This is a genomic window from Aureimonas glaciei, from assembly GCF_014643375.1.
In the GTDB taxonomy this organism is placed as follows: domain Bacteria; phylum Pseudomonadota; class Alphaproteobacteria; order Rhizobiales; family Rhizobiaceae; genus Plantimonas; species Plantimonas glaciei.
Genome location: NZ_BMJJ01000004.1, coordinates 520651 through 545769, shown reverse-complemented (window position 1 = coordinate 545769; position 25119 = coordinate 520651). Strand labels below are relative to the sequence as shown.

General features: G+C 68.1%; 9 protein-coding genes. 3 read left to right on the top strand and 6 right to left on the bottom strand.

Translation table 11 applies throughout. From position 1 onward, the window contains the following. The first annotated feature begins 235 nt into the window (after nucleotides 1-235). From IEX88_RS11595 to IEX88_RS11585, 3 genes are read left to right on the top strand one after another with little or no spacing between them, the layout of a single operon-like run. The gene (locus IEX88_RS11595) at nucleotides 236-7912 is read left to right on the top strand and encodes a SpvB/TcaC N-terminal domain-containing protein (RefSeq protein WP_188850755.1); all 7677 of its coding nucleotides are present in this window, start codon (nucleotides 236-238) and stop codon (nucleotides 7910-7912) included. A gap of 33 nt (nucleotides 7913-7945) precedes the next feature. Then, entirely contained in the window at nucleotides 7946-17500 is a 9555-nt protein-coding gene (locus IEX88_RS11590) for a Tc toxin subunit A-related protein (RefSeq protein ID WP_188850754.1), read from the top strand. Next, nucleotides 17500-17805 carry a nucleotidyltransferase domain-containing protein gene (locus IEX88_RS11585; protein WP_188850753.1) on the top strand — a complete coding sequence of 102 codons (306 nt, stop codon included), beginning with the start codon at nucleotides 17500-17502 and terminating at the stop codon, nucleotides 17803-17805. The genes IEX88_RS11590 and IEX88_RS11585 overlap by 1 nt, the downstream gene beginning before the upstream one ends. Nucleotides 17806-18662: 857 nt before the next feature. Here IEX88_RS11585 and pldH read toward each other — a convergent pair. The 6 genes from pldH to IEX88_RS11555 are packed head-to-tail and all read right to left on the bottom strand — an operon-like array spanning nucleotide 18663 to nucleotide 25058. After that, entirely contained in the window at nucleotides 18663-19409 is a 747-nt protein-coding gene (gene pldH / locus IEX88_RS11580; RefSeq protein WP_188850752.1) for a pyridoxal 4-dehydrogenase, SDR-type, read from the bottom strand. A 13-nt stretch (nucleotides 19410-19422) separates the two neighbouring features. After that, nucleotides 19423-20610, bottom strand: coding sequence for a pyridoxamine--pyruvate transaminase (gene ppaT, locus IEX88_RS11575; protein WP_188850751.1), 1188 nt, complete (start codon nucleotides 20608-20610; stop codon nucleotides 19423-19425). 13 nt (nucleotides 20611-20623) lie between these two features. Then, entirely contained in the window at nucleotides 20624-21430 is an 807-nt protein-coding gene (gene pldA, locus IEX88_RS11570) for a 4-pyridoxolactonase (protein WP_188850750.1), read from the bottom strand. A 50-nt stretch (nucleotides 21431-21480) separates the two neighbouring features. Next, nucleotides 21481-22416, bottom strand: a complete 936-nt coding sequence (locus tag IEX88_RS11565) for a putative B6 ABC transporter permease subunit 1 (RefSeq protein WP_188850749.1) — start codon at nucleotides 22414-22416, stop codon at nucleotides 21481-21483. Nucleotides 22417-22419: 3 nt separating this feature from the next. After that, nucleotides 22420-23511, bottom strand: a complete 1092-nt coding sequence (locus IEX88_RS11560) for a putative B6 ABC transporter permease subunit 2 (protein WP_188850748.1) — start codon at nucleotides 23509-23511, stop codon at nucleotides 22420-22422. Next, nucleotides 23508-25058 (bottom strand): putative B6 ABC transporter ATP-binding protein, encoded by a 1551-nt coding sequence (locus IEX88_RS11555; RefSeq protein WP_188850747.1) that lies wholly within the window; start codon nucleotides 25056-25058, stop codon nucleotides 23508-23510. Before IEX88_RS11555 ends, IEX88_RS11560 begins: the two co-directional genes overlap by 4 nt. Between the last annotated feature and the right edge of the window lie 61 nt (nucleotides 25059-25119).

The following is a 25119-nucleotide window of genomic DNA, read 5'->3' as shown; positions in this document are numbered from 1 at the left end:
CCCTCTGCAAAAGAGAACAGCCTAACCACTGGCCGGATTTTACTCCGCCGCACTCGGCGTTATGCCGGCGCTCCTGTGGCCTGGTTTGTCACCGCCGTGCACACCCGCGCGGAATCACGTTGGCGTGTCAAATTTCCGCCTTTATCTGTTCAGAGGCTACTCGCCTCACGCGTAAAGTGGGAGGCGGCACGCGTCTTACGGCTGTTGACCGTTCCGCGGGCGGGAACATCGCGGCATGCGCGACGATCGATCACGCCAGCGGGCGGCGCCCGCCTTCGACACGGGTCAGGATGACGGAGGCAAGCCTGCCGGCCCATCCGTCAACCTGCCGCGCAGCGGCGGTGCGCTGCGGGGCGTAGGCGAGACTTTCGCGGCCAACCCGTCAAACGGCTCCGCGGGCGCGTCGGTCCCGCTGCCGCTGTCGCCGAGCCGTGCAGGCTTCACCCCGTCCCTCTCGCTCACCTACGATAGCGGCCGCGGCAACGGCCCTTTCGGCCTTGGCTGGTCGCTGGCGCTGCCGCAGATCATTCGCAAGACCGAGCGCGGCCTGCCACGCTACCGCGACGACCCGGCCGGCGACACCTTCATGCTGGCGGGCGCGGAAGATCTCGTGCCCGAGCGGGACGATTCCGGCGCCCTCTGGTCGCAGGACCGCGGCGGGTTCCGCATTCACCGCTTCAGGCCGCGGATCGAAGGGGCCTTCGCCCGGATCGAACGCTGGACGCGCCTGTCCGATGGAGACATCCACTGGCGCTCCGTCTCGCCGACGAACGTCCAGTCCGTCTACGGTACTTCGCTCGCGAGCCGCATTGCCGACCCCGCCCACCCCTCACATGTCTTCGCCTGGCTCATCGACGAGACGCGCGATGACAAGGGCAACCTCGTCCGCTACCGATATGCCGCGGAGGACGATGCTGGCATCGCGCCATCACCCGCCGAGGCACACCGGCCGCCGGGCAGCCGGTCTGCCGAGCGCTATCTGAAGCGGGTCCTCTACGGCAATCGCACGTCCCACCTCGTCGGGGCGGCGGGAGACGAGGACTTCCTCTTCGAGCTCGTTTTCGACTACGGCGAAGGACACCTCGCGGTGGCGCCGGACGGCAGCGTCACGGCCTCACCCACGCCAGCCAAACCGTGGGACGCCCGGCCGGATCCATGGTCGCGCTACCGTTCGGGCTTCGAAATCCGCAGCCATCGCCGCTGCACCCGCGTCCTGATGTTCCACCATTTCGACGAACTGGGAGCCGGGGCCACCCTGGTCGCTGCGACCGAGCTTGCTTATGCCGACGACCCCGGCGCCGCCGGACCGCCGGATCTTCGCGGCGGCGCGTTCGGCTCGCTCCTCACCGCGTTCACCCGCTCCGGCTATCTGCGCGACGGCGCCGCCTATGCCGCCGCCGCCTGGCCGACAGTCACGTTCACCTACAGCCTCGCGCGCTTCGGCAATGAGATCGACCGTCTAGGCGGGACCGGCGTCGTGCCGCACAACCCGCCGGCGACGCGCTGGGTCGACCTCGACGGCGAGGGGCTCCCGGGACTGCTTTCCGATGCGCCGGGCGCCTGGATCTACCGCCGAAATCGCAGCCAGTGGCCCGGCATCGTGCCCCGCGCCGAGCTTGGACCGCCGCTGGCGCTGTCGCACATCCCGCGGCCGCTCCCTCCTCTTTCCCGCGCCCTGCTCGGCGACTTCGCCGGCCGCGGCCGCGTTTCGGTCATCGAGCTGGCCGGCGCCGTGCCGGGAATGCGGGCGCGCGACGGCGAGAGCTGGCAGGCGCTGCGACCGTTGCGCGAACGGCCCCTGCTTGATTTCGAGGACCCGGACGTCCGCTTCGTCGACCTCACCGGCGACGGCCTGCCGGATGTCGTCCTCCTCGGCGAAGACGGGGTTGTCTGGCATCACGGCTCTGGCGAAGGCTTCGGGCAGGCGCAACGCGTCCCCTTTCCCGCGGATCCGGCGCGCCCCCCGCTCTCGGGACGCGACGCGCGCACCGCGATCTTCTTTGCCGACATGACCGGCGATGGCCTGTCCGATCTGGTGCGCGTCGGAAATGGCTCCGTGGTCTACCTCCCCAACCTCGGCTACGGCCGGTTCGGCATGGCTGTGACCATGGCAGAGGCACCGTTGCTCGATGCCAACGGGACCTTCGATGCGCGGCGGTTGCGCCTCGCCGACGTCACCGGCAACGGCGTCGCCGACCTTGTCTACCTGGAGGGCGAGGGCGACGGGGCGGTCGCCGCAAACATCTACCTGAATGCCTGCGGCAACGGGTGGAGCGGGGCGCAGCGGCTCACCTTTCCCGCAGTCGACGACATCGCACAGGTCGACGTCCTCGACCTCCTCGGTGACGGGACGGCCTGCCTCGTCTTTTCCTCCCCGCTTCCCCCCGATGGCGGCGCACCGATCCGTTATGTGCGCCTGATGGAGCAGAAGCCTTACCTGCTGACGCGTCTTGAGAACGGCATGGGCGCGGAGACATGCATCGCCTACGCGCCGTCGACACGCTTCATGCTCGCAGACGCCGCGGCCGGCCGGCCCTGGCCGACGCGCCTCCCCTTCCCCGTTCAGGTGGTGACGCGGGTGGAGCGGATCGACCACATCGGCAAGACCCGCTTCGTCAGCCGGACCACCTACCACGATGGGCACTGGGACGAACGCGAGCGCGAGTTCCGCGGTTTCGCGTTCGTCGAGTCTGAAGACACCGACGAGGACGCCTTCGTACCCGGCGACGCGCAGGAGGCGGGCCCCGCTGGTTTCCAGCCACCGGTGGTCACGCGCACCTGGTTTCACACCGGGAGTTGGCCGGAGGGCGAGGCAGCGCTCGCACGCCACCGCGCGCATTGGTTCGGTGGCCCGCACCTGTCGCCGCCGCTCCTTCCCGAAGGCCTGGCGCCGGATGAGGTCGCCGACTGCGTCCGCGCCCTGAAAGGGGCAACTCTTCGGCAGGAGGTCTACGCCCGCGACGGCTCGGACAAAGCGGACCTGCCCTACAGCGTGACCGAGACCAGCCACGAAGTGCGTCTGCTCCAGCGCCGCGGGGCAGGACTGTCTGGCGTGGTTCACGTCGTCGCGCGCGAGACGGTCGCCTTTGCCTATGAGAGACAGGTTGAAGATCCGCGGGTGAGCCATGGCGTGAACCTCGACATCGACCGCTATGGCAATGTCCTCACCGGCGTCTCGATCGTCTATGGCCGGCGCGTCGTCGATGCGTCGCTGCCCGCCGAGGTCTCTGCCGCCCAGACCCAGCTGCGCATCACGCTCGCCACGACCGACGTGACGGAGCCGATCGACCGCCAGGCGCCGCGGCCGGTCTATCGTCTCCCCGTCCCCTTCCGGGTCCAGACATTCGAGGTGACGGGCATCGCGCCCACCGGCCTCCTCTTCACCGGCGCCGAACTCGCGGCCGGCCTCGCCGGTCTCGCCCCGATCCCCTACGAGGCGGATGCCGATGCCGCCGTGCCGCAACGCCGAGCACTCGGCGAGGCGCGTACCCTCTTCCTCGACGACGCGCTGGCCCTTCTCCCGCTCGGCGCCTGGGACGGGCTCGCCCTGAAAGCGGAGAGCTATGCCCTCGCCTTCACGCCTGGAACTTTGGCGCTGTACGGCGGGCGGGTGACGGCCGCGGACCTTACCGCCGCCGGCTATCGCGACCTCGACGGCGACGGTCGGTGGTGGACGCCATCCGGAACCCAGCTCTTTCCCGCCGATCCGGAAAGGCACTTTTATATCTCGTCCGGCGCGCGCAATCCTTTCGGGCTGGAGAGCCGGATTACCTTCGACGCCTACGACCTCCTCCCGGTGCGGGTCGAGATCCTCGGCATCCCCTGGTCGGTTCACGAGGCGCAGAACGACTACCGCGTGCTCGGGCCGGTCGCCGCGACCGATGCCAATGGCAACCGGAGCGCCGTCCGCCTCGACGCCCGCGGCATGGTGGTCGCGACCGCCACCGCCGGCAAGGACGGCGAAGGCGACACGCTCGACGAGCCGACGACGCGGATGACCTATGACCTCTTCCGCTTTGCGCAAACCGGCCAACCCAACACGGCGCGAAGCTTCGCGCGTGAAACCCACGCGGACCCGGCGACAATCTGGCACGAGAGCGTCGCCTACTTCGACGGTGGTGGCGAGGTCGCCATGACCAAGTCGCGCGTGGCGCCAGGCCCGGCGCTGACAGTGGTCGACGGAGCGGTCGTGGAGGTCGACGCCGACCCTCGTTTCATCGGCAACGGTCGCGCGATCCTCGACAACAAAGGCAATGTCATCCGTGCATACGCCCCGTATTTCTCCGCGACGGACGCGTATGAGGACGAGGCCCTGCTGCGCCAGGCGGGCATTGCCGCGGTCCACGCCTATGACCCGCTCGGCCGGCAGATCCGCTCCGACTCGCCGGATGGCACCTTTGCACGGGTAGAGCTGGATTCGTGGCGGCAGCGCGTGTTCGATCCCAACGACACGGTCCTGGAGAGTCGCTGGTACGCCGACCGCGGCAGTCCGCCGCCGGCCGGTGCCGAGCCTGCCGGGCCCGATGCGCGCGCGGCCTTCCTTGCGGCGCGCCATGCCGGTACGCCGGCCGTTGTCCACACCGACAATCTCGGCCGGTCGGTCTATGCGATCGCGGACTACGGTGGCGGCGTCGTGGGCGCAGTCCGCACCGAGATCGATCTCACCGGCCGACGCACCGCCACCTTTGATCAGCTCGGCCGCGCGGTCACGAGCGCCTTCGTCGGGGTCGACGGCCGCGTCATCACCGGCGAAAGCGCCGAGCGCGGGCGCTCCTGGTCGTTCATGGCCGCCGATGGCGCGCTTCTCTGGACCGCCGACGAGCATGGCCGCACCACCCGCATCGCCTATGACGGCTTCCGCCGGCCGGTGGCGACCCTCGTCTCCGAAGCGGGCGGTCCGGAGGTGGTGGTCGGCGCCGCCGTCTATGGCGACCGCCATCCGGAGGCCCGCCAGCGCAACCTCCTCGGCGGCGCCCATCTCTTGTTCGACCAGGCCGGCCTCGTCCGCGTGCCCGGAAACGACTTTCGCGGCATTCCCTTGCGTTCCGAGCGGGTGCTCGCCCGTGACGTCGGCGGAACCCTCGACTGGCGTGCCGTGTTCGAGGCGGCCGACCTTGCCGCAGTCGAGGCAGCCGCGGCGCCGTTGCTTGAAGGCGAGACCTTCGCCTCCTCTGGCAGCTATGACGCCTTGCTGCGGCCCACCCTCTTGACGCTCGTCGACGGCTCGCGTGTCCATCCCACCTACGACGTCGGCGGCCTCCTCGTCCGCATCGCGGTCGAGCCGCACGGGGTCGGGCCTGAGATCACGGTTCTCGACGGGCAGGCCTACGACGCCAAGGGCCAGCGCACCTTTGTCCGCTTCGGCAATGCCATCGAGTCGCATTTCGGCTACGATCCGCTGACCTTCAGGCTTACCCGGCAGCGGACATTCCGCCCCGGCGGCGCTGACCTCCAGGACCTCGTGGCGACGCACGATGCGGCCGGCAACCTTGTCGAACTCGCCGATGCGGCGGAGCAGGTGTCCTACTTCCGCAATCAGGTCGTGGCCGCCCGCTGGCGCTTTGCCTACGACGCGACCTACCAACTCGTCCGCGCGACGGGGCGCGAGCACGCGGCCGCCGGCAACAACATCGCGCGGGGATCAAGCGATCTCGCCGCTTTGCCCGAGTTGCCGCATGGCAACGACGACAGCGCAGTGCGCATCTATACCGAGACCTACGGCTACGACCTCGCCGGCAACATCCTTTTCCTCGACCATCGCTACGCCCCCCAGCCGGGCGCCGGCAACGGGTGGCGCCGCGCCTACCGCTACCGCCGCGACGAGATTGCGGGCGATCGCACGAACCGCCTCGTAGCCACCACGCGCGGCGGAGATCCCGACGGGGCGCCTCCGTCCGATCGCTACGAGCACGATGCCCGCGGCCGCATGACGCGCATGCCGCACCTGCCCCGGCTCGACTGGGACCAGGCAGAGACGCTGCGCACGATCGACCTCGGCGGCGGCGGCACGATGCTCCAGTCCTACGGTGTCGGTGGTGCGCGGCTGCGCAAGGTTGTGGACAGGCCGGGCAATCTTCGCCTGGAGTGGATCTATCTCGGGGCGGTAATGCTGTTCCGCCGCCGCCGGCGTGACACCGGAGCGATCTTTTTCGAGCGGGTGTCGACCCATGTCGGCGACGGAGGAGTTTCGGCCCGGATCGACATCAAGACGGTCGACACCGACGGCGCCGACGCCGCGAACCCGATCGGCGTGCCATCCGTCCGTTTCCAGCACCCCAATGCACTCGGCTCGATGGCGCTCGAGACGGACGAGACGGGCGCCATCGTCTCCTATGAGGAATTCCACCCGTTCGGCACGTCGGCCTACCGCTCGGCGCGCCCGGGGGTCGACCTGAGCCTCAAGCGGTTCCGTTTCTCGGGCAAGGAGCGGGACGAGGAGACCGGACTCTATTACTTCGGCGCCCGCTACTATGCTGCCTGGCTCGGCCGGTGGACGAGCGCCGACCCGTCCGGCATCGGCGCCGGCTTCAATGCCTTCCGCTACTGCGGCAACAATCCGGTGATGCGTGCCGACCCGAACGGGCTCGATGACAAGCGCAAGGAAGACTTCATCGGCTTTGGCGAAAAAGATCCCGTCACCAATACGCCGATCGACACTCTCGAGGAATTCGAGCGCTGGGCGGTCCGCCACGGGATCGAGTATGCCGGCACCCCGACGCAGGTCAGCTCGGGCATTTTCAAGGTCGACTCGTTCCGCCGGGTTGCCCCGGGTGAAGGCGGCCCGGCGCCGCCGGCAGACGAGGGGCGGCCGGTCCCTGGCGCGGGCTCGACGACTGGGACCGGCGCGGAGGTCGTCCGGACGCATCCCGAAGGGCACATCCACGAGGTCGCCCAGAACTTCGACGACGACAAGATCGCCGCCTATGATGAGCGCATCAAGACCGACCGGGCGGTTGCAACGCGCTCGCGCGCGCCTGGCAGCACTAGCCGAACGAACGATCTGCGCGCCGCCAACCAGAACCTGCGCGACGCCTACGAAGCCGGTCTCCCGGGCGGCCAGCGGCCCGCCGGCACTGATATCGACCACGTGGTCGAGCTGCAGGACATCGGCCGGCAAAACAACACGGTCCGTCCGCAGGACCACCGTACCCAGAACAGCCGCCTCAACAGTGCGCAAGGTTCCGCGCAACAGAAGGTCAACGCCCGCCGCCTCCGCCAGGGCATCCCGGAGGACGTTCCCGCGGGGGCCGTGGCGCGCGGAAGCGACATGGCGAACCCTCGCATCCAGCCGGGCTACCGCGCCGCTGTGCGCGGCGTCGGCTATGGGCTGATGGCGGCAGGGCCGGTACTCACCTTCTGGGGGGCGTCCAATGTGGAAAACGTCGCCGTCCGCCGCACCGGACAAGCGCTTGCACTGCTGGAAGGCGCCGGCGCTGCGGCCTACGCCATCGGCCGCGTCGCAATGGGCGGAGGCGCGGCGGGCAACCTTGCGGGTCTGCGCGTGATGGCCGCCGGGGGCGGGGTGGCGCGCTACGCTGGCGGCGCCGCAGGCCTCATCCTGAGCACCTATTCCCTCGTCAACCACATCCAGACCGGCGAGTACGGCGTCACGCTCGGCGACGCGGCGGGGATCGTCGGCAGCGGTGCGGTCCTGGCGGGGTCGGCGCCGGTGGCGGCAATCGCGGGCGGCGTCGCGGTGGCGAACATCGCTGGGGACTGGGTGGAATCGAAGGTCACGCCCGAATACGGCCGAACCGCCGGCGTCGCCGCCGGAACGGCGACCGGCGCCGGAGTCGGGGCGGCCGCCGGGGCGGCGATCGGTGCGGTTTTTTTCGGCGTCGGCGCAGCGCCCGGCGCCCTCATTGGCGGCGCGATCGGCGCGGCCGCGGGCTTCATCGGCTCGTTCTGGTAGCGACGACGGCACGAAAAGCGAAGTGGAGGCGACATGCGAACCATCAGCGCGACGTTCAACCCCGCCAGCCGGCGCAATGTGAAGGCGCTGCACGAGGCGCTTCTCTATCTCGGCGTCGACCGGCAACTCGACACCGCGGATGCGGCGCTCGGGCCCCAGACGGCAGCGGCGGTGGCCCAACTGCTCGGCGGGTCGAGAAACCGGGCCACCATCGGCGCGCAGGAGGCCGAAACGCTCAACCGGCTCGTCCTGCGCAAGCGGCTCGAACAGCCGGCAGAAGTCGCCGCGGTGCACTCCAAGCTCGACCTCGCCGCCAAGAAAGGTTTTCTGAAGACCTCGGTTGCCAAAGACGAGATCACCCGCCGAACGCTGGGCCCCACATCGCGCGAGGCGCTGATCGAATTCCAGCGCCGCTACCGCCTCAAGCCGACCGGCGAGATGGACCCGGCGACAGACGAGAAGCTGCTGTCGCTCGCCACTTCCATCATCGGCAGCAAGCCGCAGCCAAAGGCGCAGCTGAAGATTCGTCGGCCGGAAACCCTGGCGCGCGTCGTGAACTATCTGCGTCTCAACATGACCGGAGTGCGCATTGGCGAGCTGCAGAAGGGGCTGGCATGGCTGGGCCATTCCATCACCGCCGAAGAGCACCGCGCCGGTCGCTTCGGCCGCACAACACGCGACGCAGTCGCAGCCTTTCAGCGGACTGCCGGTTTGCCGATCACCGGCGCCGTGGATGGGCCGACCTCACGCGCCCTCAACGCTCGGCTGGCCATCGACGCACCGCAGGTGGCCACCGGCAAGCAGGCCCGTGTCCGTGGTTCCGTCCGGGATGAGACATGGCGGGGCGTCGGCGGGGTGCGCCTGAGGCTGCGCACGCTCGGCACCGGCAAGCTCCTGGCCGAGCGGACAACCTTTCGCGACGGATTTTTCGACCTCGTCTACGACCCGGTCGCGGCCCGCAGCGCCGCTGGCGTCCACCTGGTGCTCGAGCGGCTCGATGCGGCGGGTGCCGTGGCCGACAGCCGCACCGTCTACAATGCCGGTCACGTTGCCTGGACCAATTTCACCGAGGGAGAGGACCGCTACGCCGGCCCTTCGACCTTTGAGCAGATCCGCGCGGCGCTGGTGCCCGTCCTCGCCGAGTTGAAGCTCAACCCGGAGGCGATGGAGGAGAGCCAGCGCCGGCGCGACTTCAGCTTTGCCGCCCGTTCCACGAAGATGCCGGCGGACGTCCTTTGGAAGTATGCCGCAGCACACCGCGTGGCGCGGGCGATCGGCGACCCCGCGATTGGTGCCGACCTCATCTTCGGCTTTTTCCTGCTCGACCTGCCTACCGAACTGCCGGGCGACCCGTTCCCCGACCAGCCGGAGGACTGGGACGAGACGATCGCGGTGCTCGTCCCGCGCCTCGCGCTCGGCATCGGCCTGCTTCCGGACGCGGTGCGGGACGAGGCGGTCCGCATTGCCGTCAAACGCAACATCGTCCCGCGTTCGCTGCTGCCTCAGATCGATGCGCTGGCAACCCGTCTGGCCGAGCGCAGGGTGGACCTCACCCTATCCGCCCCCCTCCTCGTCGGTGACGGCTCGCTCGGCGCAGTGCTCGGCCGGGCCGCCATCGGCGGCGATGCGGCGCGGAGGGTGGCAAGGACGTTCTCCACCATGGGCGGACTGTCGGATGCTTTCTGGTCGGCGCTGCCGGACGAGGGCATCGCCGCGCCCGACGCCGAGCGGCTCCGCCGCACGGTGGATGTCGCTGCGATCGCGCGCAACCATCCACCCATGATGGACGCCCTGACCCGGCGCAATGCCATCGACGCGCCACGCGCACTTGCCAAGATGAGCCGGGCCGACTGGTCCGCCCTGATCGATGCCGAAGGGATCGAACCGCCTCCGTTCGCTGACGCGACCGACGACAGCGAGCGCGCCGACATGTACGCCGCCTCGCTGCACGAGCAGGCGCAGCGGCTGTTCCCGGACGTGGCGCTGGTCGCCGAGATTCGCCGTCGCGGGCCAGTCAACGCCATCGACACCGTCGCCAAGGTGCTCGACGACCACCCGACGCTCGACCTTGCAAGCGACAATCTCACCCGTTTCAACGCCGAGGTGGGGGAGCCCCTCGATGCCGACGGCCTCGCCACCGCGCGGGCGCTCCAGCGGGTCCGCCGCATCGCGCCGAGCGCGGAGATGGGGGCGGCCCTCGTCGAGGCGCGCCTGCTCGGCGCGACGGAGGTGGTGCGGGCCGGCGAGACCAACGTCGTCAACGCGCTGTCCGCCCGCGGCGTCGCGATCGCCGACGCGCGGCATGTGATGCGCCGCGCCGAGAGCCGGCACGCCGGAATTGTCGCCAAGATCGCCCAGTTCCGCTTCGACTTCCAGAAGAACAATCCGGCCGTGATCCCGAGCTTCCTCTACAGCGAGGCGGAGATCGAGGAGTTCCGCACCGAAGTGCCCGACATCGAAACGTTGTTCGGCACGCTCGACTATTGCGACTGTCCGGCGGCTCTGTCGCTCTACAGTCCCGCCGCCTACCTTGCCGACCTCCTGCGCTTCCTGTCGACGAAGCCGGCGCGGCAGCCGGGAACGACCGTGCTCGACGTCCTCACGTCGCGGCGGCCCGAGATCGTCAACATCAAGCTCAACCAGCCGAACACGGAGGTGCCGGTCCCCACGATCGATCTGATCAACGAGATCCTCGAACACGCCGTACCGCCGGTCGACCTTGCGTTCGACCTTCAGACCACGCGTCCCGCGGAGGAGCTCGCCGCCGCGCCAGAACACACGCGCGAAGCGGCCTACGACGTGCTGCGCGCGGCGCAGACGCCGATCCACGCCTCGTTGAACCTCTGGCAGGCGCGCACGCGGGCGTTCCTCGCACTCGCCGGCGCGCCGCGTCACGAGATCATGGCGACGCTGGCGAGCGGCCGCGGGACGGCGGCCCAGGCGCCACAGGAGGCCGAGATCGCCGCGGAACAGTTCGGCATCGCCGCTCGGGACCTGGACCGAATCGCGCCAGCGGTCGCGGCTGACAGCGTCGCCCTTCAAACCGCCCTCTGGGCATTCGATGCCGGGGCGGGCAGCGTTCCCGTCAGCCTGTTCATGCAGCGGGCCGGGCTCGACTATGGCGGCGTTCTCGCACTGCTGGACGCCGCAGCCGTCAACGGCGTCGAGCCGCGGGCGAGGATCAGCCGCCCGTTTGACGACTGCGACGTTGACCGGCAGACCATCGTCGACCTCCGCCCGGCGACACTCGACCTCATGCACCGGTTCCTTCGCCTCCAGCGGCACACCGTCTGGCAAACCTGGGAGCTCGACCTCCTCGTCCGCCATCCGGCCGTCGGCGCGGGGCGGATCGACCGGGCGGCGGTGGCGGCACTAAGCAGCATCCGCCGACTGCAAGACCGGTTCAACGTCGGCGTCGAGGACGTGCTCGCCTTCTTCGGCCCGCTCAATACCGAGTCCAGGCGTACCCCCAACGGCGACCGGACACCCGTCCCGCCACTTTACGAACGCGTCTTCCTGAACCCGTTGGTGAAGCGACCGGTGCCGGCCAGCCTGGTGCCGCCGTTCGCCGGGGGCGCTCTCGCCGCCGCACGGCCGGACCTTCTCGCTCCGCTCCAGGTCGGCGAGGAAGACCTTCTACGGCTCGAGGAGGCGACGGACGGCACGCTGTCGGAGGCCTCGCTCGGCACGCTCTATCGATGGGCGAGGTTCGCCCGGCTGCGGGGCGCGACGGTGAGCGACACGATGACGATCCGTGCGCTTGCCGGCTGGCCGGCCGCCTTCGCCACGCCGGCGGCGCTGGAGGCCGCGCTGGACACGTTCGACGCGTTGGGACGCCCGGCCACCGAACTCCAGTACCTCCTGGAGGACCGGCCGCAGTCGCACCTTGCCCCGCGCGAGGAAACCGTAACGGCCGGTCTGACGGTCCTGATCGGCCGGCTCGCAGAGATCCGGGCCGCCTCGACGCCGGGCGGCGGCGACACCCTGCGCGATGTCTTGGCCGCTCGTCTCGCCCGCCGGCCGGACCTGTCGGAGGCGGACAGGACGCTGACGCTAGATCTCGTCGACGGTGCCTGGAGCGGCACGGAGGCGGAGCGGACCGCGTTGGTGGAGCGGGTGTTTGCCCCTTTCGCGGTGATCGCCGGGCTTGTCGCTCTGCTCGTTCCCACTGCCTTCGACCCCGCCGCCGAGCTCGACGCGGCGGCGGAAGCAGCGGTGGACACGCGCCGCCGCGCGGTGCTCGCCGCGCTCGCCGCGGCGGAAGCCAACGACGCCGTTACGCAGTGGACGGCGGAGCGTTTCGGGCTGGCTCCGGCGGTCGCGCGCCTCCTCCTCGAGCGCTTGCCGGCCGGAGGCGGCACGGCGATGGCGGTGCTTCTCGACCCCGCCCTCGGCGAAGCCGACCCGATCTCGGCGGCGACGCTGCCGGAGGCGTTCCATCTGTCGGAGCGGCTCCACAAGATCGGCCTCTTCCTGAAGCCGCATGACCTTGAGGCCGACACCGTCGCCTGGCTGATCGACCACGGCGCGGTGCACGGGATTCTTTCGCCGGCGGACCTGCCTGTCGGCGCCGCCCCCGCCGCGCCACTGCTGCCCGCCTGGCGCGCCTTCGCCGCGCTCATCGGGCTCCGCGATGCCTTTCCAGCGCCCGAAGGAGTTTCCGTCTTCGCCATTCTCGAGCGGACCCGGGACCCGGCGGCCAGCGCGATGGACGTCGACGCGCTGATCGCGCTGCTCACCCAGCGCGAGGGGGGCGACATCGCCGCCCTTCGCCCTCTCCTCGGCATCAGCCACGGCGCCAACGTCGCCGACCGCGGCTACGCCCAACCGGCGATGCTGGTGCGTCTGGCCACGGCCCTGTCGCTCCTGCGGCGGCTCGGCATGCCGATCGAGATCCTTGCCGCCTTCGCCCGGCGCGAGACGGAAGCGGAGGAAGCCGAGCTCTCCCGTCGCGCCCAGGCCGCCGCGCAGGCCCGCTTCGACCCGAGCGCTTGGCTGGAGCGGCTCCGCGGCGTCGAGGACAGCCTGCGCGAAAAGCGGCGCGACGTGCTCGTCGCCTTTCTCATCGACCGCTCGCAGCGGACCGAACCGCCCGCCGAGGTCGTCCTCGGCGCCACGGTTCCAAACATCCGCTATTTCCGCAACGCAGCCGACGTCACGCGCTACCACCTCATCGACGTCGAAATGAGCGCCTGCCAGCCGTCCTCTCGCATCCGCCAGGCAATCAGCGCCGTGCAGATGTTCGTGCAGCGCTGCTTCCTCAATCGGGAGCAACAGTTCGTCAGCATTCCCGACGTCGACCCCGATCTCCAGAACAACTGGGCGCAGTGGGAGTGGCGCAAGTCCTACCGGATCTGGGAAGCGAACCGAAAGGTGCTGTTCTATCCCGAGAACTGGATCGAACCGGAACTTCGCGACGACAAGACCCCCTTTTTCCGCGAGCTCGAAAGCGACGTCCTCCAGAACGACCTGACGGCCGAGCAGGCCGAGGGCGCCGTCCGCAAGTATCTCGAAAAGCTGCGCGACGTCGCCGACGTCGAGGTGACGGGCGTCTATTACGAACTCCCCTCGCCCTACACGCGGCTGCACGTCGTCGCGCGCAACCGGTCGGCGCCGCACACGCACTACTATCGCTATTTCGATTTCGACTATGATTACTGGTCGCCATGGGAGCGGCTCGATGTCGACATCGTCGGTCAGCATGCGATTCCGGTCGTCTACAACCGCCGCCTGCATATCTTCTGGCTGGAGATTGCCGAGAAACCGGAACGGGTGGTCAAGAACCCGCCGGCACAGATGAACACCAAGTCCACCCGCAACCCCGAGCCGGCGAAGGTGCTCGAGGTGAAGCTGTGCTGGACGGCAAAGGCCAAGGATGGCTGGAGCGCCCGGCGGACCTCGAGCCAGCCATTGATCCATCCCTGGACGCGGCCGCACTCGTCCTATCATCTCCGCCCCCGCTACAAGCCAGCCGACAACTCGCTCTGGCTCGACGTCTTCCTGTCGACCTCCCGCGAATTCAACGACCGGACTTTCCTGGAGCAGGCCGGCGATGCCTATTCCTTCAGCTACCGCACCCGCACGCGTTTCAACCAGAGCTTCCGGCCCTGGCATTCGTCATCCTTCGTCTTCGATGGAGCGGTGAAAGCGGTCCACCTGCGGCCGCTCTACGCCAGTTACTACTATCCCGACACCGACACGACCGGCCTTACCTCGTCCTGGGCCTATGTGCGCGACAACTTCGGCGAAGACGGTCGCGCCATCCAACCGCTCAGTCCCGCCCAAAGGATGCCGAGCGCACCGAGACCGCTGGGCATGCATCACGTCTACAACCGCCTCGGCAACAACGACGCGCAGGAGGCCAACGCCGCGACGCTGAACATCAGCACCAGCTACTACGACACGCTTTCGCTGCTGCAGGCTGCGCGAGCGCCATTCGAGGTGGTCGCGCCCATCCTGGCCGGCGCGCGCCCGTCGATGATCTACCAGGACAAGGCCCGCTCGTTCTTCGTAAAGGCGGAGTGGCGCGACATCTACGACGGCTACACGCTCAATCCGCAGCAGCCAGTCTACACATTCTATCCCTTCACCCACCCTTATGCCGACCTCTTCGTGCGCGAATTGAACCGGCTTGGCATCGACGGCTTTCTCAACCGCGAGATTCAGACCAGGCCCGAGACTTTCTATCCGCCCAACACCTTCAACTTCGGCAGCTACGCTCCCATCGCTCCGCACGGACCGGCACCAGCCGCGGCACGCGACGTGGTCGACTTCTCGTTTGCCGGCGCGTATTCGATCTATAACTGGGAGTTGTTTTTCCACATTCCCTTCTATCTGGCGATCCGGCTTGCCGAGAACCAGAAATTCGACGACGCCTTCCGTTTCTTCCACAAGATCTTCGACCCGAGATCGACCGATCCTTTGCCCTCGCCGCAGCGCTACTGGATCACCAAGCCGTTCTTCGACCACACGGCGGAAGACTATCGCAAGCAGCGGGTCGAGAACCTGGTCCAGCATGTCGACGAGTTCTCCGAGGCCATCACGGCCTGGGCGAACTCGCCCTTCAACCCGCATCTCGTCGCGCGCTACCGGCCGGTCGCCTATCAGCGCGCCGTGGTGATGCGCTATCTCGACACGCTGATCGCGCAGGCGGACCAGCGCTACCGCCAGGACACGTTCGAGGCGATCGACGAGGCGGCGCTCCTCTACCTCCTCGCGGCGGAGATCATGGGCGATCCGCCGATCCGGGTCCCGGCGCTGCCGCGCACCGACAAGAGCTATGCCGAACTGGCCGCAGACGGCGCGCTCGACCTTCTTGGCAATCAGGACGTCCTGGCCGGCGTCGATGCCGTGGTCGGTCCAGCGGCGGGTGGTCAGCTGCCGCCGGTCGCCCAGCCGCCGCCCATCGGCGACGTCATTCTCCCCTATTTCTGCCTGCCGCCGAACGACCGGCTCACGAAATATTGGGAGACGATCGGCGAGAGGTTGTTCAACATCCGCCATTGCCGCACGATCGGCGGGGTCGAGCGCGTTCTCGCCCTGTTTGCGCCGCCGATCGACCCGGCCCTGCTTGTGAAAGCGGCCGCGGCGGGAATCGACATTTCCACCGTCGCCGGGGCCGGGTCGGCGCCGGGAACGCCCTACCGCTTTGACACGATGGTCCGCCTCGCCCGGCAGATGACCGGGGAAGTCCAGCGGCTCGGCGAGCGCCTTCTCGGAGCGCTGGAGAAGCGAGACGCCGAGGAGCTCTCGGTCATTCGCGCGACGGCGGTCGTCACCATCCAGTCGCTTCGCCGCGAGGTGCTGGATCTTCGCATGAAGGAGGCGGCGCAGGAGATCGTCGCCCTCGAGGCCGGTCGCGCCGTCGCCGCCGAGCGCGAGCGCTTCTATCGCGACCGCGAGCGGATGCTTGGCAGCGAGACGGCCGCCCTCGACCTCGGCTGGACGTCGCTCGGCTTCGAGGCGGCGATCGCCGTCGGCTACACGCTCGCCGGTGGTCTGGCGCTGATCCCCGACTTCCTCCTCGGCGGCTCCGGTTTCGGTGGCTCACCGCATGTCGTCTCCAACATCTTCAGCGGCCAGAAGGTATCGAGTTCGGCTGAGAACGCCGTCAAGACGCTCTCCTCCTACGCCCGCGCCCTGGAGAAGACGGCGAGCCAGATGAAGGTGAAGGCCGAGCTCCAGCGCCGCACCGAGGACTGGGACAACCAGGCCACCCTCGCCGGCCTCGAGGCGACGGCGATCGACGCCCGTATCGTGCAGGCGGAAATCGCCAAGGCCTTGGCCGAGCGGGAGCGCGACAAGCTGGAGGATGAGCTCGAGGCCTATGCCCTCGAGGAGACCTACCTCAAGACCAAATACAGCCAGGCCGCGCTCTACTCATGGATGATCGGCGATGTGTCGGACGTCTACTTCCAAGCCTACGCGCTGGCCTGCGACGTCGCGCGGCAGGCGGAAAAAACCTTCCGGCGGGAACTCGGCGATCCTTCCGCCGCCTTTGTTGGCTATGGCCACTGGGACAGTCTGCGCAAGGGACTGGGTGCCGGTGAGCGGTTGATGGGTGAGATCAACCGCATGGAGGCGGCCTACCATGAGCGCAACCGGCGCGAGTTCGAACTGACGAAGCACGTCTCTCTCGCCGAAGTGGCGCCAGCGGCTCTGCTGGCGTTGCGATTTACCGGCGGGTGCACCGTGGATCTGCCCGAGTGGCTTTTCGACATGGATTTCCCGCAACACTACTTCCGGCGCCTGAAATCCGTCTCGCTGACGATCCCCGCCGTCGTCGGCCCCTACGCGACCGTCAACTGCATGCTGACACTCGTCGCGAGCCGCATCCGCGTCTCGACGCAGGTCGGCGGCCAGTACGAGATGCAGCCGAACGACACGCGCTTCACGTCCGAGCCGGCGCTCGTCCAGTCCATCGCGACGAGCCGCGGTCAAGATGATGCAGGACTGTTCCAGCTGTCGTTCGACGATCCGCGCCTCCTGCCTTTCGAGGGGGCGGGGGCGATCAGCACGTGGCGGCTCTCGCTGCCGCCGGAGAACAATCGATTCGACCTCTCGAGCGTCAGCGACGTGGTCATGCACCTGCGCTACACGGCGCGCGAGGGTAGCACCACGCTCGCGGCGGCGGCACGGGACGCCGTCGACGCCATCTTGCCCAAGTCGGGCGCCGCCCTCTTCAGCGCCCGGCGTGACTTCCCCGACGCCTTCTACCGTCTCGCCCATCCGAACCCGGGGGCGGAAAACGAGCTGGTCCTCAACCTCGTTCGCCAGCGGTTCCCGTTCACCGTGCGCGACCGCCCGGTCGTCGCGCTGTCGCTCGACCTCTTTGTCATCGGGCAAGACGGCGCCGACTACGTCGCCCGCGTCGCGGCTCCCGGCGAAGCGGCCGGGGTGGATGTGCCGGTGATCGCCGACGCTGTCTTCGGCGACGTGCCACACGGTCGGCGCGACCTCCCCGCCCGTCCCGATGGCATCGGCCCGTGGCGACTGGCTCTTCGGCGTGACGATGCGGCAGACTTCCTCGGCCTGTCGGAGGACGAACTGACCGACGTCCTGATACTCGTCGCTTACGAGCTCGGCTGATGCGCGAACGGCTGATCGCGCGCGTCGTGGCGGTTTTGCAAGAAGCCTGGATGCCGGAACGGATCGTCCTCTTCGGCTCCTCTGCAAACCCGCGGGCGGCGCGACCGCGGGATATCGACATTCTCGTGATCGCGCCGACGGACATACCTCGGCCACTCCGGCGGCGCATCGCCGAGGCCCCTTTCGCCGCATTTCCCGTGAAGGTCGACGTCCTCGTCTTCACGCCGCACGAGGCCCGCAACGCACTGCCCGCGTCCCTTGTCGCCACCGCGCTGAAGCACGGGCGCGAGCTGCTTTTGCGTTGACACGCAGTGTTTTTGGCCTGATATTAACCATGCACTTGTTGGCGATACTTGGTCTGAGCTGTTAGGTGGAGCTTGTGGCGACATTCGTTTGGGCAGGCAAGAAGATCTTTGGCGAGGCAACCTGATTAGATGCGACTGGCCTGTCGGACTTCGGAGCGTTTGCTGTGCGCCCGACGATCGACAGAGCTGACGCATTAAACCGACATTTCCAGGCGGCGTTGTGGTCTGCAATGCCGCGGGACCGGCAGGCAACCGTCGATGGGAGCATGGTCGGCGCGTCCCATCCCGATATGACATGCGGCGGCGCACCCCAGAAACGTCGTTCTGATCGACTTAACGTGAATTATGCCGACCGCCTTCAGGCGTTGCCTCGACGCGCATGGGCGAGGATTGGCGCCTTCTGGACGCCGGTTGTCGACTGGCAGGTGACGCAGGGTTGGAACAGGGAATTGCGGTCGAGATCGGTTATGACTGGCCGAGGCTGAGGCAGGCGGTGCTCGTGAACTCTTGACGATGACGGCGGCGTATCCCTGTCGAGCTTCGATGCTTCCGGGAATTTTGCGCGGTCGCGCATGAGAAATCCTGCGTCATACGCCTCGGGAGGCGCAGGGATCGCCAACCCGACACCATCGATGACATCGTACGCTTCTTGCGTCCACGGTGGTGACGATCCCAACATCAGGCGCTCAACGGTCAGACTGATGGTGCGGGATCATGGGGCCTGCAGCCCCCGATCCCGCGCCTTGATCGAATTGCGCAGAACATCTTCGCGCGATCGAAAGACGTCCGATGCGGCATCAGGAACCGGGGCAGCCGCCGCGCCTGCTTACTCGCGGCTTTCTTGTCGGCCGCGCAGACTAATGCCGCACCATCCCCGCATCGACATTGATGGTCTGGCCGGTCATCCAGCGCGCATCGTCAGAGGCCAGAAAGGACACGACGTCGGCGATGTGCTCCGGCTGACCCTTGCCTTTAACCGCCTGCAGCATCTCCACGAACTCGAAGGCGCCGTTGTGCGGGCTGGTCTTGACGCCTTGGCTCTCGATCAGGCCGGGCGTCACGGCATTGGCGGTGATGCCGTGCTGGCCGAGTTCCGTCGCCAGCGCGCGGGTGAAACCGATCACGCCGCCCTTCGCCGCCACATAGGCAGCCATGTTGGGCGTGCCGGCGAAGAAGGTGTTGGAGGCGATGGAGATCACCCGCCCGGCCTTCTTCTTGGCGCGCATCTGGTCCGTCGCGGCGCGCGTGACGATGAAGGTCCCGGTGAGGTTGACGTCGATGATCTTGCGCCAGTGGGCAAGGTCGACGTCGTCCCATGGGACGAAGGGCACGATGGAGGCGTTGTTGACGAGGACATCGACGCCCCCCGTCCTGTCGTCGATCTGCGCGAACAGGGCCGCGACGGCATCGGGATCGGAAATGTCCGCGGCGATCGCGAACGCCCCATGGCCGATGGAAGCAGCCGCGGCGGCGGCGCCTTCGGCATTGATGTCGCTGACCACGACCGTCGCGCCATCGGCCGCCAGCCTTGCGGCGATCGCCTTGCCGATCCCTTGAGCCGCGCCCGTGACCAGCGCCGTACGTCCTGAAAGTCTTCCGCTCATTCCGGATCTCCTGTTACCCGACGGGTTCATCTGCGTTGATTTCGGCGATGGCGGCCGCGACACCGGTTGCCGTGTCCGCCTTGACGCCCACCGCCTCGAGCGCGCCGCCGAGGGCGGCGAGCGCGGCAAGGGCGTAGATCGGCTGGGCGGTCGGCCCCATGTGGCCGATGCGCGTCAGCTTGCCGAGCGTCTCGCCTCGGCCCGAGGAGAAGACGACGCCATAGCGCGACCGCACCTCGCGCCGAAGGACCGCCTCGTCGATGCCGGGCGGTGTCCGGACCGCGGTGGTGGTCGGCGAGGCGATTTCCTCACGCGCCGCCCACAGGCCGAGACCCATGGCGCGGATGCCGGCGCGCGTGGCTCTTGCCGTCAGGTCGTGCCGCGCCCACACCGCCTCGGGCCCCTCCGCCAGATAGAGGTCGAGCGCCATGTCGAGGCCGTTCATCTCGGCGACCGACGGCGTGAACGGAAACGGCTCCGCGCGCGACCAGGCGTTCTCCCAGTCGAGGATGGACAGCATCGAAGCGCGCGGCGCCGCCGGATTGGCTTTCATCTTTTCCCAGGCGCGCGCGCTCACCCCCATCATGGTCAGGCCGGGCGGCGCCCCCAGGCACTTGTTGGGTCCCGTCACATAGATGTCGGCCCGGCAATCCTCCGGATGGGTCTTCATGCCGGCAAAGGACGACACGGCGTCGACGATCAGATAGGCGCCGTGTTCGGCGACGACCGCGCCGATCTCGTCGATCGGGTTGATGGTGCCGGACGGCGTGTCGTGATGGCAGACCGACACCACCGACACCTCGGGATGACGCGCCAGCATGTCGCGCACCGCCTGCGGGTCGATCGCCTCGTTGTAGGCGGTCTCGATTTCCAGGAGCTTGGGTGAATAGCGCTGGGCCCAGAAGCCGAAGCCTTTGCCGTAGACGCCCGAGGCGAGGTTGAGCACCGTGTCATCCGGCGTGATCAGCGAAGCCGCCGCAGCCTCGAGGCCCAGCACCGGCTCGCCGTGCAGGATGACCGGCATGGTGGTCGACCGCATGGCCTTCTTCGCCTTCAGCACGACGGTCTCGTAGAACAGCTGGAAGGCCGGGTCGTAGTCGTAGAGCACCGTGCGGCCGAGCGCCTGCAGGACTTCCGGATAGGCGTTCACCGGTCCGGAGGTCAGCGTGATCACTGGTTTTTCGTGGTCGAGATAGCGCATGGTTTGCCCCCCCTCAGCTGTAGAACTGGGTGCCGGTGCGATACGTCTCGAAGCTCTCCATGTCGTGCGAGAAGAACAGTTCCGCGTCGTGGTCCTCGGCGTAGGCCTTGATCCGGCGCATCGACTCGATGCCCTTGACCGGGTCGATATGAAACGAGGACTGGCACAGCGTTTCCAGGCTGCGGCGGGTATAGGCCGCGTCGAGCACCAGCATCATCGGGCGCCGGTGGGCCAGTTCGATCATCACCGCGTAGTTGCCGACGGCATGGCCGGGCGCGAACAGCATGTGCACGCCCTTGGCGATCTCGAAGTCGCCCTCGACGCCCTCGAAGGCCGTATTGGCCGCCGTCGCGTCCGGGAGCAGCTGGTCGGTGAGGCCCCGCGCCTCCGCCGCCTCGACCGAGAAGCTCAGGTCGGAATAGCCGAGATGCTCGAAGGGGGCAGGATTGCAGGCCTGCGGCACTTCCAGTCTGTGGCAGACCTTGCGCGCGTAAGGAAAATACTTGTTGCCGCCGCAGTGATCGAAGTGGAAATGGGTGTTGAAGACGACGTCGATGTCATTGGGCTCGAGGCCGATCAGCTTGAGGGCCCCGGGCATGGTCTGATCCTTCGTCTGGATCGGTTTCTCGAAGGGCAGGACCTTCATGACGTGATCGTAGTCGTAGCCGGTGTCGATCATGAACCGGCCTTCGGCATGCTCGATCAGGATGGAATAGCTCGGGAAGCGCACTTCGCCGCCGGGCCCGCGGTTCCAGAAGATGTGATAGCCGTCGAGAACGAGCGAGCCACCGTCGAGAAAATAGACTTTGGTATCCGTCATGTTTCACTCTCCTTCGTTGCGCGGGTTCCCGCCGCGTCCTCGGATAGGCGTCAGCGCGCGCCGCGCTCGTAGGCAATGCCAAGCGCCGCCGGCAGACTGGCGCGGCGCCCGAAGAGGACCAGCATGACCATCACGGCCAGGAAGGGCAGCATCTGGATCAGGTCGGTCGGGATGTTGACGCCGGCCACCTGCGCCGCCGTCGTCATCGACAGGCAGGCGCCGAAGATCAGCGCGCCGATCAGGACCCAGCCCGGCCGGCCCCGCGCCAGCATCGCCAGGACGATGCCGAGGAACCCGGCCCCGCCGGTGATGAACGGAATGAAGAGCCCGGCGCCGACATTGGCCAGATAGGCGCCCCCGAGCCCCGCCATGCCGCCGGTAAACAGCACGGCCATCGTGCGGGTGCGGATCACGTCGATGCCGGCGACATCCAGCGCGGCCGGCTTGTCGCCTGCCGCCTGCAGGTTCAGGCCCAGTTGCGTGCGCCGGTAGACCCATATGATCACGGCAACCATCGCCACGGCGAGGTAGACGATCAGATGATGCCGGAAGAGCGCCGGTCCCAGCACCGGAATGTCGGACAGGAACGGGATGACGGTCGCCTCCGCGGCCGGCAGCCGGGGATAGGAGCGGGAAAACTGGAAGTGGTGCAGGATCGCGGTCAGGCCTTCCAGGCCGAGCGTCAGGGCGATGCCGATGACGATCTGGTTGAGGCCGATCCGCACACAGAGCAGCGCCATCAGCGACGCCACGGCGATGCCGCCCGCGGCGCCCGTCAGGAAACCCAGCCAAAGTGAACCGGAATAGTAGGCGCCGACGAAGCCGAGATAGGCGCCCGCGATCATCATGCCCTCGATGCCGATGTTGAGCACGCCGGCCTTTTCCGACATCTGTTCACCGAGACCGGCCAGCAGCAGCGGGATGGCCGCCGTCACCGCGCCGAAGAGCAGGGCCGCCAGGAACGTCTCGCTGAGAAATCCGCTCATCGCTCAAGCCCTCCGCGACTGGTTCTGCCGGTTGTCCAGATATTCGGCGATCGCCAGGGTAATGAGGACGATCGAGATCAAAACCAGCGTGAAATGCTGCGGGACACCGAGACGCCGCGCCGCGCTCTCGCCGCCGATCGACAGCACCGACAGAAGGAAGACAAAACCGATGGCCGCAAAGCCGTTCATCCGGGCCAGGAAGACGACGGGGATCACGGCGAGGCCATAGGCCGGGTTCCAGTCGGCCCGCACGTTGCCCTGGATGCCGATGATGTCGATCGCGCCGCCCATGCCGATCAGCCCCGCCGAGATCGCGAAGACGGCAATGGTCAGGAGCGGCACGTTGAGACCGGCATGCACCGCCGCGCTCGGATTGGCACCGACGATCCTCAGCTTCAGACCGAAAGCCGTCCGCGTCATCACCAGGTGGACGAGGACGATGGCCACGAGCCCGTAGACGAGGCCGCTGGTGATGGTCGTTTCGAACAGGCGCGGCAGCCGGTCCGCAACCGGCAGCGTGCGCGTCTGCGGAACGGTCGTGGCCGGGTCGAGGAAGACGAGCTTCACCAGGACATTGGCCAATGAAACGCCGAGGAAGGACATCATCAGCGTGGTGATGATCTCGTTGACCCCCTGATAGGCGCGCAGCAGCGCCGGCACGAGCGACCAGACCATCGCGACCGACGTTGCGATTAGAAAGGCCACCAGCAGCGCGAGCCAGCCCGACAGCGTCTGGAGCAGCAGCGGCGCGCTGGCAGCCGCGGTCACGGCGCCCAGGAGAAACTGGCCGTCTCCGCCGAGATTCCACATCCCGGCGCGGAAGGCGACGATCAGTCCGGCGGCGATGAAGAGCAGCGGCGCCATGCGCGTGAGCGTCTGCTGGAGTCCGAGCGGCGACACGAGGCCTCGCTCCACCACCAGCCCGTAATAGGCGAGCGGGTCGACGCCGACGGCCAGCAGCACGCCGCCGGCGAGCACCAGCGAGACGGCGACGGGCCCGAGCGTGATGAGAAGCCGTCGGCCGATGTCGCGACCGGCCTGGCCTGCCGGGACATCGACGGCGCGATCGCCAAGGGAAGCGGCCTTTTCACTCATGCTGCCAGTCCGATCATCAGGCGGCCGACCCGTTCGCCGGCACCGGCGCCATTCGCGACGGTGCCGACAAGACGACCCTGCGAGATGACGGCGATGCGGTGGCACATGCACAGCAGCTCATCCAGGTCCGTGGAGATCAGGAGCACCGCGAGGCCTTGTTCGGCGACGTCGCGGACGCGCTGCCGCGTGGCCAGCGTGTTGGCGAGGTCGAGCCCATAGGTCGGCTTGTTGAAAATTACGGCGCGCGCGCTTTCGGCGAGCTCACGGGCGATCAGCACCTTCTGGATATTGCCGCCCGAGAGCCGGCCGACCGGGGTCGCGATGCCGGGCGTGCGCACATCGTAGTGACGCGTCAGTTCCCGCGCCCGGACGTCTATCGCGCCGGTGCGCACCACACCCGAGCGCCAGTAGGGAGATTCGCCGACCTGCTTCAGGAAGTAGTTGATCGAGACAGGGAAGCTCGCCACCGTCCCCTCCCCCAGCCGGTCATCGGTGAGGTAGCGCAGCCCCTTGCGGCGCCGCTCGCCGACGTTCAGCGCATCGAGCTCCTCCCCGGCGAGGATGACGCTGCCGCCGCTCGCCGCTCGTTGGCCGGCCAGCGCTTCGGCGAGCTGCTTCTGGCCGTTGCCGTCGATGCCGGCAATGCCGAGGATCTCTCCACGCCCGATGCTGAAGGAGATCGCCTCGAGGCCGGGCGCCTCCGAACTCGCGGCGACGCTGAGGTCGCGCACGTCGAGCAGGACGCCATTATCGGCAGCGCGCAGCGGAATGGTGACGGCCTCGTCGCCGGCATGGCGGCCGAACATCATCGCCACGATCTCGTCGACCAGCGCGCCGCGGTCGAGCGAGCGGAGCCGCTCCGGTGGCAATTCGCCGACCTTGCGGCCGAGCTTGAGCACCGAAACGCGGTCGCCGAAATCGGCTGCTTCGCCGAGCTTGTGGGTGATGAAGACGACGGCAAGCCCGCGTTCGACCAGCCGTCGCATCAGCGCGCCGAGTTCGGCGGCGCCTTGCGGCGTGAGCATCGACGTCGCCTCGTCGAGGATCAGCATGCGGCTGTCGCGCAGCAGCGCCCGTACGATCTCGACCTGCTGCTGTTCGCCGAGCGACAATTCCGAAACGCGCGCGCCGAGATTGATCTCGATGCCGAGCGGCCCGGCGATTTCCGCGACACGGGCGGTCAGTTCGGCGATCCTCGGTCGCTGCCACCAGCGGCCGCCGAGCGCGAGGTTCTCGGCGACGGTCAGCGTCGGCACGAGCATGGTGTGCTGGAAAACCGTTCCGATGCCGAGCGACAGCGCGTGGCTCGGCGAGCGGATCGCCGTTTCGCTGCCGCCGACCAGAATGCGCCCCCCGTCCGGTTGCTGCAGGCCCGAGAGAAGGCCGATCAGCGTGGACTTGCCGGCGCCGTTCTCGCCGAGCAGCACATGGACTTCGCCGGCACGGATCTCGAGGTCGATGCGGTCATTGGCGACGATCCCCGGGAAGCGCTTCGTGATGCCTTCCAGGACAATGATCGGCGATGGCGAATTCGGCGGCTGCGTCATGTGATCCCCTATCCCCGTTCCCGTGGGCCCGGAACCGGCGGAAGGGGCCGCGCAGCCCCTC